Consider the following 15,578-nt stretch of genomic DNA (forward strand, 5'->3'; position numbering starts at 1 on the left):
TTTTAACGCCACAGTCGCTCCCTAACAGGGACAGAACGCGGCCGGTCCGTTTGATTGCCCCCGCTCTTCGTTGAGTACCACGCGATTTGATGAGTTACACAACGTTTAACACGGGCCGCGACCAAGCGGGCTGGCAGTGCTGAGGGTGAGATTCGAACTCACATTCACGAGGTGTGCGCTACGCGGCCTTTGCCTGTTTGCCTACCCCAGCGGTACCTAGATCGGCGATCGTCGGCGCCCTATCCTGTGTCCTCTGATATGGGCGGGACGGTAGGGCCCTGCGACTGGCTTTCGGCCATCCGAAGGTGTGCGCTCAGGAGCAGGTTGTCGAAGCCGGAACGATTGGGAGCGTTTCGCTTCCGCTCAGGGCGAGGAAGTCGGCCCCGATCTGCTCGGCCAAGGCTCTTAACTTGACGTTGGTCTCCTGGGATCGCCACTTGAGTAGGTCGAAGGCGGCCGTGTCATCGATCCCGTAGATCAGCATCAGCATGCCCTTGGTCTGCTCGATGCCTGCCCGGCGCGCGCTGATTCTGGTCACCGCCGCCGTCACCTGGTCCTGGCGTGCCCGTTCGGCCGGTGTGACGTCGACATAGAACCCCCGGGTGCCGATCACGATGCCGTTGTCGTCGTGCAGAAGGTCGCCGACAACGACGACGTGATGGACTCGGCCTTCGGCATCGATGATGCGGTGTCGGCTGCTGAACGCTTGGCGGGTTTGGCGGATCAGATGCAGGGTGTCGGCGATCTGCCGGTAATCGTCGGGATGCTTATGGGACAGCACCATTTCGGTGGTCGGGGTGACCGAGCCTGGGGGGTAGCCGTGCATCTTCTCGACTTGGGGCGACCACTCCCAGCGGTCGTCGTCAAAGTAGAAGCGGAACCAGCCGACCCGCTGGGGTCCGCCGGCGGCTAACGCCTCCTCGACGCCTTGCTCGCCATCACCGCTGGTTGTCACAACGGCGAGCGGACTCTCATTTCCCAGACATTCTTGATGCATCGCAATACCCCTTTTGCGGAATACCCTCTGCCACTCGTGCGCTCGGCAACCTCCGGAAAACCAGGGGTGTACGGAGCAGCATTAATTTCCTACTACCGTCTGGCCCGCTGGACAACCCCCCTTTGGGGGGAGACGCACGAGCCACAAACCTGGTCGTCAACGCGCAGAGCAACACGGGGCAAGCGATAAATCAGCAGCAGTTCGGCACGCAATTCCGGCCAACTGATGCGGGCGATACGGGCTCGACGCGAACTCGGCCCGCCACCCCGGAGGATGACGGGCCGAATGGACAGGACAACTACTCGGACCGCAGCACTAGCGGCCGCGGCCGCCTTCGTCCCACGGCACTGGATATGGCCCACCGTAGACACCATTGGGGGATGCCTGTACCGGAACTGAGTCGTTGATCTGCACGTTGCCTGGGCTGGAGCATTCCGTGTCGGAGCCGGCAGTGGTGCAGGCCGCACCGGGATCGGCCACCGCCGTTGGCGCACTCAGGATCGCCGCCGCAACCCCTGCGGCTAGCAAATAACGTGATCGTAGACGCATAATCTTTCCTTCCTCGATTGCCTGATATTTGGAGGGGCGCCGGGCCCCGTTGGGCGCTGCTGTCGCATCAGCCAGAGGAGCAAGCGTTCCTTATTGCAGGATTGCGTACACAGCACGCCGCAACATCACTGTTGCCACCCAACAGCGGTTCCTGCTGCCCGGGTATGAACTCTCTGGAAGAGGGATTGGCCCGCCACCCGTGGGGTTGGAGGGCGGGCCAATCTGGACGGAACAACTACTCAGACGCGCCGGCCTCACCAATCCTTCTGGTGTGGCGCTGGACGCCGCCGGCACGTTGCACGTCACCGACTACTACAACAATCGGGTGGTGAAGCTGTTGGCCGGATCGAGCAAGACTCAGGATGGTTTAAGGCCTGTGAAGGGCAGCACTTCCTGGATGGTGCCGTCTACGTCAGCGACGTGAACAACAACCGGGTGGTGAAACTGGCGGCCGGATCGAGCACCCCGACCGTGGTGCTCACCCAGATCAACCCCGCAGGTCTGGCGGTGGACAACGCCGGCAGCGTGTACTTCGGCGAAGTCGGCTACCCAAACGACAACGATCAGGTGATGAAGCTAGAAGCCGCCTGAAGCCTCGGCAGCAAGTTCCCCTGGCCAGCTTCCTGACAGCAGTCGGCCCGCCACCCCGGAGGACGACGGGCCGACGTCGGAAACGTTCAGACTGCTGCGTGTATCGGCCGTAGAAGCCGCGTGGGTCGCGCATCATTGTGCCCCTGCCATCTGGCAATCACCTGCAGCGCAGCTGGCTGCTGACAAGGTAAGCAAGGATTCCAGTTGGTTGGGGGGCATGGATGGGTGTCAGCGCCGACGACATGGGTTCGCTGGAGCGCAATTCTTGGAATGAGTCCAGATTGGACCATTAAAGGAGGAGTAGCACCATGCGAGTCGGACTGAAATACATCACACCAGTGTTGGCGGCGGGCGCTGCCGCGGTGGCTATCGCCGCCGCACCAACGGCCCTGGCCGCATCCCCGCCGGTTCAGCCGGCAACGATCGCCATTGCGCCGGCGGCCGTGAGCCCCAACATCGTCCAGATCGCCGGTCATGGCGGCGGCGGTCATGGCGGCGGCGGCGGTCATGGTGGCGGCTTTCATGGCGGCGGTTACCGCGGCGGCTGGCACGGCGATCGTGGCTGGGGCAATAACTGGTGGCCCTGGCTCGGATACCGGTAGCGGTCAACGACCGTGCGGGGTCATGCTGCGTAACTGACACCGCTGTGCGTAAACGGAGAATCGCCTACCTAAAGTCAGGCCCGCGCCGGACTAGGACGTGATGTCAACCCGCCGCCCAAGCAGGATGCGGGCCCGGCGCTAACGCCAGCCGAACAACTCTGTGGTCGTCACTTCCCGCGGCAAGAAGCCCTGCGAGCCCGGACGAGATGGGCCTCGCAGGGCTTCTCTAAACCTATTCAGGTGGTCAGCACTGGACCAGTGCCGGTCTTGTGAGCGCGCCGCCAAGGGCTAACGCTGTCCTGGCCACCACGGCTGTCGGGGGCCCTGGTCGCCACGTTGGTCCGGGCGGAAGTCGTGGTCGTGGTTATTGCCGTCGATATCGCGGTGAAAGTCGTCGTGGCAGGTAAACCAGTCGAAGTTGAATCCCCACTCGGGGTGCCAATCCTCGCCGGGGCACCAGTGATACAGCGGCGCAGGGGCAAGAGGCTCGGCTTGGGCGCTACCCGACGCCAGCCCCAAACCGGCCAACCCCAAACCTCCGGAAACAAACATTGTCGTTGCAAACCCTATGATTCTTCGTTTCATGCCAAAGAGCATCCCCATAGCGGCCTCGTATCAACCTGGCCACCAACGTAAAGGTCGCTGAAAAACACTGTGCGCCAGCGCTACTCGATGTGACCGCGCTCAGGTGTGGCGGGGATCTGTGATGCCGCTCACGGCAAAGGTATGCAGTCCCCGCCAAGTCCTAGAGTCGTAAACCTCCTGTTGCCGCCGCGCAGCGGTCGGCCCGCCACCCCGGAGGATGACGGGCCGAACCCTGCTAGACGGTTCGTACTGTTTATGGCCCTTTGAGGGCTGTGCAGTGAGGGCCGGGCGGCGGCCCGTAAACGACAGCGTCGCAGGTCGGCAGTTGCCAGATGACTGGTGAGTAGGGTTGGTCGGCGGCCCCGTCTTGGCGGCTCCTAAAGGAAGCCTCGCCGCAACCCCACTTGACCAATTTTCCACGAAAATGGCTGTCTCGAAGTTCTATTCGCGTGTCATTCGCCCGGCGCCAACTGGGGAAGGGCGAGTTACACCCTGGCGGCTATGAGGCAGTATCGAGCGACCACGGCCGCGGCGACGCGCCGACAGGCGCCTGTTGTCTAGCGTGGCGGACCATCCGCTCGCTGAGCCGAACGAGCGGGTCCTCGTGGCCGCCGGGCATGGTGTAGGCCAGCTGGCGCAGCTCGATGGCGAAGCCGTACAGATCTTGGCTCAGGGACGCAACACTCATGAGGCGACCCCCTTCCTGTAGGAGTGGAATGGAGGGAAGGTCCGTCAGCATTGCGAAGGTTGCGAGGACAACCGCGTCATCGCCGCCCATCGTGACCGACTTGCCTACCTTGGCGTACAGGGTTGCCCCGGCTAGGTGCCGCAATTTCACGATCGTGTCAGCGTGAAAGCGAGCGACCGCTACAAGTGCTTCTTCCGGCGGCAACACGTTGACGACGTCGTCATATGTCATCGACATGACTGCATTCCGGGAGCAGCCCAGCGCGCCTGCGAATGCCGTGTTCGTGAACAGGACTGCGCCGTCGTCGGCTACGGCCACAGTCGGGACCGGGAACCGCTCAAGTATCCCGAGAGCAGATATCGCCTGCGGCGTTACCATCGCAGGATTGCGTGGCAGCCGAGAACGGCGGCGGTCCAACATGGTCAACCTTGGTGTGCACACGCTGTTGGCCCAACGCGTAGCACGCAGAGTCGGCGCGTTAAGCACCGCTGAATACGGCCCGACTGCGGTCGTCCGCAGAACCGTGACTTACCGTGCTCACCCTAGTCTGCCGGGAAACAAACACACCAGCCGACCGTTGATGATCGGCCCGCCACCCAAGCAGGATGACGGGCCGCCCCGGCGGCGCGTGCTCGGATGCGTGCCGGATGAAGTCCTATCGGGCACATAGCTTTTTGGAAGTCGAGCTGGCTCGGCACTCCCCACTGACAGTGATTTATTGACCGAAGCGCAATAAGCCGCCATTAGCAGGTCTACAGTGAAACTCGTCCAGCCTCGGGCCTACACCTGACGTCAGTGTCGCCGTCGCCCTGTCGCGGTACTCGCCGGCTGCGGCAACCACGCTAAGGAAAACTCAAAATGACATCGACAGCGACGACTGCTGCTGCAGGCAGTGTCAGCCCGACCGAGGCCCGCGAGATCGCCAAGGACGCCTACATCTACGGCTTCCCAATGGTCGACAATTACCGCATCACGTACTCGTATTTCGTTGATGAGCAGGATCCGGCATACCGAGGCGCCTGGAACCAGATGCACAACACCGCCCAGGTTTATACGCCCGCTGACACTGCGGTCCAGACGCCCAACTCCGACACGCCGTACTCGTTCTTTGGCGGCGACTTGCGGGCAGAACCGCTGGTGGTGACCATCCCGCCGATAGAGGCGGACCGCTATTACTCCGTCCAGTTCATCGACGCCTACACCTACAACTTCGCCTACACCGGCACCCGAACGACCGGCAACGGCGGCGGCAAGTATCTGCTCGCCGGTCCGGGCTGGCGCGGTGAGAAACCCGAAGGCATCGACAAAGTCATCCAGTCCGACACCGAGCTGGTTCTCGCCGTCTACCGCACCCAGCTGTTCGGTCCCGACGACCTCGACAACGTCAAAAACATCCAGGCCGGCTACCAGCTCGAACCACTCTCTGCATACCTAGGTAAGCCGGCACCGGTCGCACCTCCCGCGATCGACTTCGTCAAACCCCTGACACCGGACGAGGAAAAAACATCACCGGATTTCTTCAACATCTTGGACGTTGCACTGCGCTACGCCCCGACGCTCTCGTCGGAGAAGGATCTGCGGAACCGGTTCGCCACCATCGGCATCGGAGGCAACGGCACCTTCGACGCCGACACAATGACACCGGAAATGGGTGCCGCGCTCGAAGGCGGGATCGCCGACGCCTGGGCGGAACTCGCCACGCTGCAGAAAGACAAGATCGACACCGGCCAGCTGACCTCGGGTGATGTTTTCGGTAACCGGCAGTTTCTGGGAGACAACTACCTTTACCGGATGGCAGCCGCGGTGCTTGGGATCTACGGCAATTCCAAGCAAGAGGCGATGTACCCGATGTTTTCCAACGATTCCACCGGCGCACCGCTGACCGGGGCCAACAACTACACCTACCGATTCGCGCCCGGACAGCTACCCCCGGCCAATGCGTTCTGGTCGATGACGATGTACAAGTTGCCTTCCATCCTGCTGGTGGCCAACCCGATCAACCGCTACCTGATCAACTCCCCGATGCTCAACACCCTCACCAACGACCCCGACGGTGGCATCACCCTCTACATCCAGAACGCCTCACCGGGCGCGGATAAGGAATCCAATTGGCTGCCCGCACCGCAAGGCCCATTCCGCCTCGTGGAGCGGCTTTACTGGCCCGAAGAAGAAGCGCTGAACGGCCAATGGAAGCCGGCACAGCCGGTGAGAGCCTAGCTTCACGCCCTAAGAAGCGGGCGGCCCGCCATCCCGGAGGATGACGGACCGAAGCTAGACGGTTCGCAACTTTCGCCGGGCCGCCGCACCTGCCAAGGTCTACCTTTGAGTGTGTGGACATCCTCGGCGTCTACATACCTCCCGGGTTGGACGGTGCCGCGATGCTCAAAGGATTCATGGCGGCCGCTGGCGACCTCGACACCGAAAGAAAACAGCGGATGTTTCATGCGCTTGTCGGCGCAGCGGTTATCGAACTGGAACAGCGACTCTCAGTGATGCAGCGCCGTCTCGGCGCCGTGAAGCGAGACGAGTAGGTTCGGCCCGCCACCCCGGAGGATGACGGGCCCACAACTAGCTGTTGCGGCCCGGCAACGAAACCGCGCCTTAAATTGACTGCGTTTCCGGCGGGTTCGGCGCCCCTTGAAGATGGGCGAGCATTTCGATGGCGACGTCGCGCACTTTGATGTTGCGCCGTTGAGATTGGTCGACCAGTCGGGCGAATGCCTCGTCTGGATTGCAGCCGTGCTTGGCGATTAGCGCGCCTTTGGCCATGTCGATGTCTGGCCGCGAGGTGAGGGCTTGCTCGAGCTGGGTGACCTTTTCTCGGGAGTGCTGCCAGCGGCGAGCGTTGGTGATCGCCTGGCCGGCGGCAACGGTGTACAGGCGGACGAGTTCCTCGTTGAACGGGTCGAACGCGGATGCCGTATAGCTGTAGATGTTGAGCGAGCCGACCATTTCCTGGTCGTCGTCCACTCCGTCGATGAGCAGGGGCACTGACAAACTGGTGCGAATCCCGACCTCCTTTGCGGCGGCGGCGAATTCCGGCCACCGCTGATGGTCTGCGCTGATTACCCCGCGGACCGGGGTGCGCTCCCACGCGGCTTCCAGGCACGGCCCCCGGCCTGACGCGTACTGCTGGTGATCGAGTTCTAGCGCCAGCTCGTCTGTGTACCCCGCGGTGCGGGCATTAGGCCACGTCAGCACGGTGATGCTAACTGCGTCGGCATGCCCGATCGCGGCGGCTGCGGTGACCGCGACCCGCGCCGCGATATCGTCCAATGGCTCTTCGGCGGCGAAGAGGTCTCGTAGGCCCTCGATCGCATCCGCAGTGGTAGCGAGCCGGGTCAACGGTTCCGGCAGGTCATTATTCATTGTGTGCTCCAGGGCGAGCATGCGATAACCGCTGCTACGGGCACACTGACCTCACCCTCACTGTATTCCCTGCGGCCACCCCGGAGAATGACGGGCGGCGCTGACTGCTTAACGCCGCAGTCGCTCCCTTAACAGGGGCAGAACGCAACCGATTCTCTTCGTAGCCCCCGCTGTGTATTGGGTACCAACGGAGTTGATTGAGCCACACCCGTAAATCGGCCCGCCACCCGTGGGGTTGGATGGCGTGCCTGTACCGCGACTCGTGTCGCCTGTCAGCGGAGGACGGCCGCCAAGGCTTGAGTGTCGGGTAGAACGCGCTCCTCGACGACCTTGCCCCAGACGATGCGGGTGAACTGGACGCCCCAATAGATCGTCTTGCCCTCCCGGGTCGCGACATAACGGGTGGCTGTCCGCGTCGACCACGGGCCACCCTCAACGATGATTTCCTCAATCTTGAAGCGCAGGCCGGGAAGGCGACGGAACAGCTCATCACGCAGCCATGCCCGGAACGCGTCGGCGCCGCGGATTTCGGTTGCCAGCGGGTGGTCGCCCAGGTAGATGAAGTGGACGTCGCCGGCAAGTGGGATTTCGTCGAAACGTTGATCAGATAGCCGCTCCCACAGCGTGAGTGCCTGCTTGCGCACAAACCACCGGTAGATCATGGTGCGACCGTACGTCTTCTCAAACGTTGGTGCGGTTGCTTTGCAGCGACACGAGTCGGGCCGCCACCCCGGAGGATGACGGGATCGACACCTGCTGGCGGGGGGCATTGATGGGGGGTCAGCAGTGACGACATAGCTTCGCTGGGAGCGCCACTCTGGCAGTAGAGCTATCGCAAGTCATCGCACGGAGTCAGCAAGCGGGGGAGGGCGTCGTTTTGGCAAGTCTGCCCGTGTATTCGCACCCGGAGGCCGTCACCGGCAGTGTGATCATTCTCGGCTTCTACATTGCTGTGCTGGCCGCAATGGCCCTGGGGTGGTGGCGGCAACGGTGACAAGGCACCTACATCGGCCCGCCACCCTGGCCGGTGGGTACTCCAGCTACGGGCCGTTCGTTACCTACAGTCGCGGCCGCGGCGGCCGGTAATACCCCTGAGGGGTACCGTTCGAGAACGGGGCTCCAATGAGTCGGCGTGGGGCGCTTAGTAGGTAGGGGCGAAAGGAACGGCAAGTGACCAAGCGCAGATTGCTTATGATCGGTGCATCGGCAATCGCGGCGCTGCTCACCGTGACCGCATGTGGCAGCACGGACCGGGCCGATAGCAGCGGCAGCACGTCAACGGGCGTTCCCGGTCCGTCCAGCTCGGTGTCGGCCACAGGGGCGCATAACCAGGCCGACGTCACCTTTGCCCAGCACATGATTCCCCACCATCAGCAGGCTATTCAGATGAGCGACGTCATCCTCGCCAAACAGGGCATCGACCCACGTGTCGTCGCGCTGGCAAACAAGATCAAAGCCGCACAGGGGCCGGAGATTCAACAGATGCAGAGCTGGCTTAGCCAGTGGGGACAACCGACGACGATGCCGGGCGGGATGCCCAGCGAGAGCGTGATGCCGACCCACCGCGGTGCGCCGGCGCCGGGCGGGATGACCGGGACGATGTCCGAACAAGACATGGCGGCTCTGCAGAACGCGCAGGGTGTGGAAGCGAGCAAGCTCTATCTGAATCAGATGATCCAGCATCATCAAGGGGCAATCGCGATGGCACAAGACGAAATTAAGTCCGGTCAATACCCACAGGCCGTCACACTGGGCCAATCAATCGCGACGAGCCAGCAACAGGAAATCAACACCATGCAAAGCCTTCTCGCGTCGCTGTAGCGGCGCCTCACTGACATGACTCGGCCCGCCACCCCGGAGAGGATGACGGGCCGAGGTCGTGCGGTTCATACGACGTTAGACGCGCTGCGGTGCGTTCTGGTTCCGTGTCCTTTCGGTGCGTGTGCTCAGCGCCGTGGTACAGAACCGCGTAAAAGAAAAGATCATCGACATCCCGGGCAGCACACCGAAAGCTGCCAGTCTGGACGGTAAGTACTTCATCAGTAAGGATAACCAGAAGCGACTGCGGGTCTGGAGCACGAGCACCGGACAACCTGTAGGGCAATGGCTAAAGCCGCCCGACTGGGGGGCTTGCACTTTGAGTCCTGATGGCGATTGTCTGACGACGCCGGAATTCACGCTGAGTCCGGACGGAAAACGTATCGCGTTTGCAAATAATAACGATGATCTGCACGGAACTATTCAAATTTGGGACGTAGCGACCGGACGCGAATCAGTCGGGCCTATGGTCGGTCATACTGAGCCCGTTGTCTCCCTCAATTTCAGCCAAGACGGCGCGTGGCTGATTTCAGGGAGCGAGCGCGGAATGATCCGAGTCTGGAATACGAGTACAGGCCAAGTAACACATCAGGTCACCCTCGCCGGCCCGTGGCGTGAGCACGCGGACGGGATCGTGGTCGCCCTCGCGACTAGCCCGGACGGCCGTTGGGCAGCAGGGCAGGTCTACTTCCGCGACCACCCAGGCGTCGGCGACGACCGTGTCCAGTTGTGGGACGCCCGCACCGGTCAGCTGGCGGGTACGCCATTCGCGTCAAAGGTAGGGCGAGGGCTCGTCCATCAGGTGGAGTTCAGCGAGGACGGTAATCGGGTCGCCATTGCCGTACATGGCGAGAGCACCGGAATGACAGTGCAGGTCTGGGATACCGCAACCCGCACCCCGCGCCATGATCCCATCGATGTTGATTACGTTCAGACCCTCGCTCTGAGCCACGACGGCAGCACTCTTGCCTACGTGGGCGACGACAATACTGTTCACGTCATCAACGCAGATTCCGGAAAGCCGATGCTTGAGCCATTAAAAGGCCACACCAGCAATGTCAGCAGCATTGCCTTTGTCAGAGAGTCCGACCGTATCCTCGCCACCGACGAAAGCAGCGTGAGGATATGGGACTTCGAGGCGGATATGCCGAAGATCACAATGCGCGATAGTGAAAGTGTAGTCGAGTCGGCGCTACGCGGCGATGCCGATCGCGTCGCAAGCTTCTACTGCTCCTTTCCAGGAAACGGCGTCCGCCAATGCGCCGTCGGCTTCTGGAATACAACCGACGGCGCGAAGGTCGGGAGCATCTCGACCGACGATGATTTGTTTACTTTAGACTACAGCGGCGACGGACGGCGACTGGTTTCTATCCCGTCGCACACGGGCGGAAACGCCCCGACCGAGATTCAAGTAAGGAATGCTGACACCGGACAGCTCGATGGCGCACCAATTCCCATAGGCGCCAACGGATCTTCCCCAACCTTCAGCGATGATGGGCACATGTTGGCCGTGCTGGTCGGGGATAGCGTCCAACTTTACGATGTCGACCACCACGCGCCCGTCCGTTCGGTTCCGCGCGAATTGACGTCAGTAGTCGCCTTTAACCGTGGCCGTCAACTGATCCTCGCCACTATTCGCGGCACAATTCGATTATGGAATTTGGAAGCGGGCCAGCCCCCGACAGCGCCCGTTATCGGCCATACCGCCGAAATAACGGCAGTGGCCGTCAGCCCCGATGGCCACTACTTCGCAACTGCCAGCGATGACACCACGGTACGCATCTGGGACGCCTCGACAGGTAAGCCAATTGGGACCCCGCTTACTGGACATTCAGGTGCGGTGAACGCTGTTGCGTTCAGCCCCGACAGTCGAATGCTGGCGTCTGGCGGTACAGACGGGAACGTGCTGTTGTGGGACGTCGATACACATCGAACACTGGCGGATCCGTTCGTCGGCTTCGATCGGTCCGGCAGGGGAGTCGACCGGGTTGGTTTTAACGCGGACGGTCAGCGGGTCGTTGCTATAAGCGTGGGAGACCATGGGACGGTTCGCTCGTGGCCGACGGCAGCGAAGCCCGCCGACCTTTGCGCCAAGGTCACTATCAATATGAGTCACAAACAGTGGAACGAGTGGGTTTCACCCGACATCGACTACATCAAGGTGTGCCCGGAGTTGCCCATCGCACCCGACTAACCATCGGCTGACTGAATCACGCACGCGGACTGGGGCATTCAGGGTCGCGCGCTTCCTCTGTCGTCCGAAAGCATTGAGCCGGTTGCGCTTCGGCGCCCGTGGACGGTCGACGGTTCAGCCGTCATTGGCCGATGTGCTTCTGCCGTTTTTCGAGTTGTTGATCCAACTCCCTCACTGCGGCGGCGAGCGCCTCCAGTCCCTCCGCCAGCAGCTTCGTGGTGGGGTTGGTGGATGTCCGCTGCACCTCACGGAATTTGTTGCTCGCGGTGGATGCCCAAACGGCGGCGTCGCCCATGAGCGGCGAGGGTAGCTTCGGGCCCCGACAAACGACGGTTTGAGATTCTCGGGACTGGGGCAAGCTGGACGAATGCACAGGATCATTCGTCGCTCGGTCATTCTGGCCGCGGCTGCTGCTCCGGTCGCCGCGTTGTCGGTCGTGATGTCGGCAGCTGGCTCGGCGGACCCTCTCAACTGCCCGAACGGGGAGTATTGGGAACCGGTGTCCAATACCTGCCAAAAGGCGCTGGTGCCGCTGAACTGCGCGCCCGGAGAATACTGGAATCCGGTCTCGAACCTTTGCCGGCCGCTAGGGCAGGTCTAGGCCGGACGGGGGACGTGCGGCCCGGTGCGGTCTTGGCCCGCCACCCCGGGAGGATGACGGGGCCGGAGCCCCGCTAGACGGTGCGCGCTGTTCCGGGGCCCTGTTCAGTGCTGTGCCGATTGCGGTGGGCCGCCGGGGTGCGGAGCCACTGTCGCATTTGGTGGTGGCTTGGGCTGTGTGGGAGGCGGCGGCATTCCGTCTCGCGAGCACGCCGATACCACGATGTGGATTGCCCCAACCTGCGGCACGGGCCCGCCGGTACCCGTCATCAGATTTTGTCGGGCCTTCTCCTCTGCGCCAAACTTGGTAGAGCCGACCGCGTAGTTCCACGTCCTGCGCGGCGCCAATGGCCCTGGCCCGGTTGCTGCGATTGCGCCGCACGTGTTTGCGTTGTTGGTGGCTCTTTCGAGGATCATTGTGGCGCAGATGACACCCGAATTTCCGTTGCTCTTGTTGCACTGGCTTTCGACGTCATTCCGTATCTGGTCCTGAGGGGACAAATCATAGATTTGATATCGGACCCCCGTGAAAAGACCGAATCCCATTGTCTCCGTGTTGTAGGCGATCCCGAGGAAAGAGTCACCAACATCGGCATAGCCTGGCGGCGCGGCGAACCCGATCGCGCCGACCGTTATGGCCGAGGCGGCGGCAGCCGCGACCACACGCCGCCGTGGTGGTGGTGCGAGGCTGCGTTGTATCGAGTCAGTAGTCATGATTTCTCCTTGTCGGTGCTGGGTGGCACCCGACCCGCCGCCACCGATGCTGGAGGTTTGCTGCCGGTATGTCGTTGTGTGGCAAAGGTAAGCCTTGGAGCAAACTGGGACAATCCTTTAAGCCCAGCCTGGAAGGCTGCTGTGGATATGCTGGCAACCGAATAAGCGGTAGTCGGCCCGCGTACGGGCGTCGAGTAGTAGAGTGCCTACAGCAATCTAGTAGCGACCCTTCGTCAGCCGCGGGGACCGGCGTCACGGCCACTACCGAGCCGAAGGACGCGCGACATGACAGCTCTCAGCTATCGTTCCGTTCTGACAACCCTCATTGCCGCGGGTGCCATCGCGCTCGGATACCCGGCTATCGCCGGTGCCGACCCCAACAACGGGGGCGGCACTGGCGGCGGCGAATGGGACATCGGGGCGTACGACAGCTGCCTAAGAAACCATCCGCCCTATTACTCTGACTCCGACAAGTTGGACCACTACATCCAGTGCTGCGCTTCGACGGGCGGAGTGTGGAGTTCCGGCGGCAAATGCACGGCGCCGGCTGCGGAAGGGGCGGGCCAACCGCAGGGGCCGATACCACCACTGGTGGGATCACGACCCGTGCAGCAGCAACCGCCACCGGTGAATCCGACTGCCCCAGCGAATCCGGGTAACTTCGGCTAGGGCTCGCCTCCCCGCAGCGCCATTTATCGTGTGGCCATCGGCTGCCCGCCCAGCAGTCGGCCCGCCACCAAGCAGGATGGCGGCCGAGTGTTCTGGACGGAACAACTACTCAGACGCGCTGTGCTGCTGACAGTTGTCTACTTGCTGGCCCAACTCCCTGACGGCCGCGGCGAGTGCCGTCAACCCCTCTGCCAGTAGCTTCGTTGTGGGGTTGGTGGAGGTCCTTTGCACCTCACGGAATTTGTTGCTGGCGGTGGAAGCCCAGACGGATGCGTCGCCCATGGGCGCGAACTCTATGCGGGGGCACCGACAGCGACCCGCCGAATTTGTGCGCCGCTGATGGCTGCGATGGGGCATGGTTGGACGATGACGCCGCCGCAGTACCCAAACATCCCGCCGCCGCGGGCGCGGCGCTCGCAGACCGACATAGTGATAACGGCCGTGATGTCCGTCCTCGCTGCGGCGGCGGGGTTTGGTTGCTTCGGGTTTACAGCGCTTTTCGTGTTTGGGATGGGCGAGTGTGCGCACTACAGCGACACGCCAATATTGGTTGTGTGGGGTGGCGCCGCGGCCGCGGTGATCGTCGCGGTCGCTGGCATCACCGCCGCGGCCATCCGCGGCTTTGTCATGTGGATTTGGCCGACGCTGGCATTTGGGCTGATCGTGGCGGCACTCGTAACAGGTTGGCAGCTTGCCAAATCCGTCACGTGCCTCGGTTGACCCTCCGTTAGCGGTCGCCCCGCCACCCCGGAGGATGACGGGGCGGCGCTGACTGCTTAACGCCGCAGTCGCTCCCTTGACAGGGGCAGAACGCAACCGATTCTTTTGTGGCCCCCGCTATGTGTTGGCTACCAACAAGGTTGATGAGCTACACCCGCAAACCAGGGCCGCCACCCGTGCCGGTTCGCTGCACGCGGTTGTGCGCCGTGAGGAGGAGTTCGTCGAACGTCGAGCGTAAGGGCAGGACTTCGTCGTAATCGAGTGCCCGGAAATCGGCCAACAGCTGTTCCGCAATCGCCCGCAGTTTGATGTTGGCCTCCTGCGACCGCCATCTCAAGAGGTCGAACGCCGCGTCGGCGTCGATGCGATAGACCACCATCAGGATGCCCTTGACCTGTTCGATGACCGCGCGGTTGTCGGCGATCTCGGCGACCGCTTCGGAGATGAAGGTTTCGCGTTCCTCGGGCGGAAAGGTGACATCCACATAGAAACCGGTCGTGCCGATGACCTCGCCGCCCTCGCCGTGCAGGAGTTCGGCAACCACGATGACATCGTGGGTATGTCCTTGGACATCGATGATGCGATGGCGGGTGCTAAACGGTTTGTGGGTTCGGCGGATGTCGGCGAGTGTGGCCGCGACCTGTTCGTAGTCCTCGGGATGTTTATGCGACAGCACCATGCTGGTTGTGGGTTCGGCGGTGCCGGGTTCATAGCCGTGCAGGCGTTCGACCTCGGGTGACCATTCCCACCGTTCGTCGTCGAAGTACAGCCGAAACCAGCCGGTGGGGTGCGGTGTGCCACCAGCCAACGCCTGCTCAAGTCGAGAATCCTCGCTAAGTCCGTCAGCCACAGTTCCAGAACTTATCCGACTGCAACCGCGGTGGCGCCTTATTGAACCCATTAACAGCAGCAGGCCCAATTAGTCGGCCGACCGCTGCCGCGAACGTCAAGTCGGCCCGCCACCCCGGAGGATGACGGGCCCGATATCTGGAAGCCGCGACACGTCCGCAAAGCAGAAGCCGAAGCAGCTCAAACGAAACACGTTGTGGTTCCCCACAAGTCCGAGGCTGCCGCAGTCGCTCAGCCCATCTACGAGCAGTTGGTGCGCAAGGCTGAGCGTGCCGCCCAAGTACGCGGCGACCAGAACCGCGCCGCGGCAGCGTTCGCGGGGTGACGTCCATGCTGCGGCGCGGTGTCGGCCTGCGTTCTACCTTTCGCGCGAAAGGGCAGGCCCAATTGTTGAGGTGGCCAGCGAGTTCGGCCGTCGCCGCGTTGAACAGCCACTTCACGCTTCTGTTCCTGCGCTGGTGGTACTGCTCAGCCGAGACAACTCGAGAAAACCGGCGTCACAGGCTCGCCGTGACAGCTAACGTCGACAACTAGGGGCGGACGAACTTGAAAGATTTTGTCACCGAGGGGTACGTGCTTGATGAACTCGATTCTCGTCCGAGCAATCCAGGTCATTGTTGTGGCCGCAATAAG

Annotated in this window: 18 protein-coding genes, 1 tRNA gene and 1 pseudogene; 10 read left to right on the top strand and 10 right to left on the bottom strand. The window is 62.4% G+C overall.

Annotation, left to right across the window (positions count from 1 at the left end; all coding sequences use genetic code 11):
• Positions 1-137 precede the first annotated feature (137 nt).
• The 3 genes and pseudogenes from QOH60_RS19090 to QOH60_RS19100 all read right to left on the bottom strand — a co-directional run bounded on the left by QOH60_RS19090 (position 138) and on the right by QOH60_RS19100 (position 1,546).
• Positions 138-211 (bottom strand) — tRNA-Val (locus QOH60_RS19090).
• A gap of 28 nt (positions 212-239) precedes the next feature.
• Positions 240-997: pseudogene (locus QOH60_RS19095) on the bottom strand (ANTAR domain-containing protein).
• A 315-nt stretch (positions 998-1,312) separates the two neighbouring features.
• Complete coding sequence (locus QOH60_RS19100) at positions 1,313-1,546, bottom strand: hypothetical protein (protein WP_526423251.1); 234 nt, start codon at positions 1,544-1,546, stop codon at positions 1,313-1,315.
• Between the two features lie 199 nt (positions 1,547-1,745).
• Between QOH60_RS19100 and QOH60_RS19105 the strand changes: the two genes are divergently transcribed.
• From QOH60_RS19105 to QOH60_RS19115, 3 genes are all read left to right on the top strand, one after another.
• Positions 1,746-1,970, top strand: coding sequence for a hypothetical protein (locus QOH60_RS19105; RefSeq protein ID WP_526423253.1), 225 nt, complete (start codon positions 1,746-1,748; stop codon positions 1,968-1,970).
• The gene (locus QOH60_RS19110) at positions 1,967-2,137 is read left to right on the top strand and encodes a hypothetical protein (RefSeq protein ID WP_526423255.1); all 171 of its coding nucleotides are present in this window, start codon (positions 1,967-1,969) and stop codon (positions 2,135-2,137) included. Before QOH60_RS19105 ends, QOH60_RS19110 begins: the two co-directional genes overlap by 4 nt.
• 308 nt (positions 2,138-2,445) lie before the next feature.
• The gene (locus tag QOH60_RS19115) at positions 2,446-2,739 is read left to right on the top strand and encodes a hypothetical protein (RefSeq protein WP_526423257.1); all 294 of its coding nucleotides are present in this window, start codon (positions 2,446-2,448) and stop codon (positions 2,737-2,739) included.
• Positions 2,740-3,027: 288 nt separating this feature from the next.
• Here the strand turns inward: QOH60_RS19115 and QOH60_RS19120 are convergent, their stop codons facing one another.
• Both QOH60_RS19120 and QOH60_RS19125 read right to left on the bottom strand, forming a co-directional pair.
• Entirely contained in the window at positions 3,028-3,291 is a 264-nt protein-coding gene (locus QOH60_RS19120) for an Mtp family mycobacterial-type pilin (protein ID WP_526423259.1), read from the bottom strand.
• Between the two features lie 532 nt (positions 3,292-3,823).
• The gene (locus QOH60_RS19125) at positions 3,824-4,390 is read right to left on the bottom strand and encodes a hypothetical protein (protein ID WP_526423261.1); all 567 of its coding nucleotides are present in this window, start codon (positions 4,388-4,390) and stop codon (positions 3,824-3,826) included.
• 480 nt (positions 4,391-4,870) lie between these two features.
• On the opposite strand from QOH60_RS19125, the gene QOH60_RS19130 reads away from it, so the two are divergent.
• Together QOH60_RS19130 and QOH60_RS19135 are read left to right on the top strand one after the other, a co-directional pair.
• Positions 4,871-6,229: a DUF1254 domain-containing protein gene (locus tag QOH60_RS19130; RefSeq protein ID WP_526423263.1), complete on the top strand. Its 1,359-nt coding sequence runs from the start codon at positions 4,871-4,873 to the stop codon at positions 6,227-6,229.
• Between the two features lie 113 nt (positions 6,230-6,342).
• Positions 6,343-6,543, top strand: coding sequence for a hypothetical protein (locus QOH60_RS19135; RefSeq protein WP_526423265.1), 201 nt, complete (start codon positions 6,343-6,345; stop codon positions 6,541-6,543).
• Positions 6,544-6,613: 70 nt separating this feature from the next.
• Here QOH60_RS19135 and QOH60_RS19140 read toward each other — a convergent pair whose 3' ends face one another.
• Entirely contained in the window at positions 6,614-7,381 is a 768-nt protein-coding gene (locus QOH60_RS19140) for an ANTAR domain-containing protein (protein ID WP_526423267.1), read from the bottom strand.
• 272 nt (positions 7,382-7,653) lie between these two features.
• Positions 7,654-8,043, bottom strand: coding sequence for a nuclear transport factor 2 family protein (locus QOH60_RS19145; protein WP_526423269.1), 390 nt, complete (start codon positions 8,041-8,043; stop codon positions 7,654-7,656).
• Positions 8,044-8,572: 529 nt separating this feature from the next.
• Between QOH60_RS19145 and QOH60_RS19150 the strand changes: the two genes are divergently transcribed.
• The gene (locus tag QOH60_RS19150) at positions 8,573-9,202 is read left to right on the top strand and encodes a DUF305 domain-containing protein (RefSeq protein WP_526423286.1); all 630 of its coding nucleotides are present in this window, start codon (positions 8,573-8,575) and stop codon (positions 9,200-9,202) included.
• A gap of 121 nt (positions 9,203-9,323) precedes the next feature.
• A complete protein-coding gene (locus QOH60_RS19155; protein ID WP_526423271.1) occupies positions 9,324-11,393 on the top strand; it encodes a hypothetical protein in 2,070 nt (689 codons plus the stop codon).
• A 121-nt stretch (positions 11,394-11,514) separates the two neighbouring features.
• Here the strand turns inward: QOH60_RS19155 and QOH60_RS19160 are convergent, their stop codons facing one another.
• Together QOH60_RS19160 and QOH60_RS19165 are read right to left on the bottom strand one after the other, a co-directional pair.
• Entirely contained in the window at positions 11,515-11,688 is a 174-nt protein-coding gene (locus QOH60_RS19160) for a hypothetical protein (protein WP_526423273.1), read from the bottom strand.
• Positions 11,689-12,098: 410 nt separating this feature from the next.
• Positions 12,099-12,707 (bottom strand): hypothetical protein, encoded by a 609-nt coding sequence (locus QOH60_RS19165; RefSeq protein ID WP_526423275.1) that lies wholly within the window; start codon positions 12,705-12,707, stop codon positions 12,099-12,101.
• A 285-nt stretch (positions 12,708-12,992) separates the two neighbouring features.
• Here QOH60_RS19165 and QOH60_RS19170 point away from each other — a divergent pair, with 285 nt between their 5' ends.
• Complete coding sequence (locus QOH60_RS19170; RefSeq protein ID WP_526423277.1) at positions 12,993-13,376, top strand: hypothetical protein; 384 nt, start codon at positions 12,993-12,995, stop codon at positions 13,374-13,376.
• A gap of 366 nt (positions 13,377-13,742) precedes the next feature.
• Entirely contained in the window at positions 13,743-14,096 is a 354-nt protein-coding gene (locus tag QOH60_RS19175; RefSeq protein ID WP_526423280.1) for a hypothetical protein, read from the top strand.
• Between the two features lie 148 nt (positions 14,097-14,244).
• Here QOH60_RS19175 and QOH60_RS19180 read toward each other — a convergent pair whose 3' ends face one another.
• Complete coding sequence (locus QOH60_RS19180; protein WP_526423282.1) at positions 14,245-14,946, bottom strand: ANTAR domain-containing protein; 702 nt, start codon at positions 14,944-14,946, stop codon at positions 14,245-14,247.
• A gap of 195 nt (positions 14,947-15,141) precedes the next feature.
• On the opposite strand from QOH60_RS19180, the gene QOH60_RS19185 reads away from it, so the two are divergent.
• Complete coding sequence (locus tag QOH60_RS19185) at positions 15,142-15,270, top strand: hypothetical protein (protein ID WP_526423284.1); 129 nt, start codon at positions 15,142-15,144, stop codon at positions 15,268-15,270.
• Positions 15,271-15,578 lie beyond the last annotated feature (308 nt).

The sequence above is a fragment of the Mycobacterium sp. genome (genome assembly GCF_032159765.1).
GTDB lineage: Bacteria > Actinomycetota > Actinomycetes > Mycobacteriales > Mycobacteriaceae > Mycobacterium.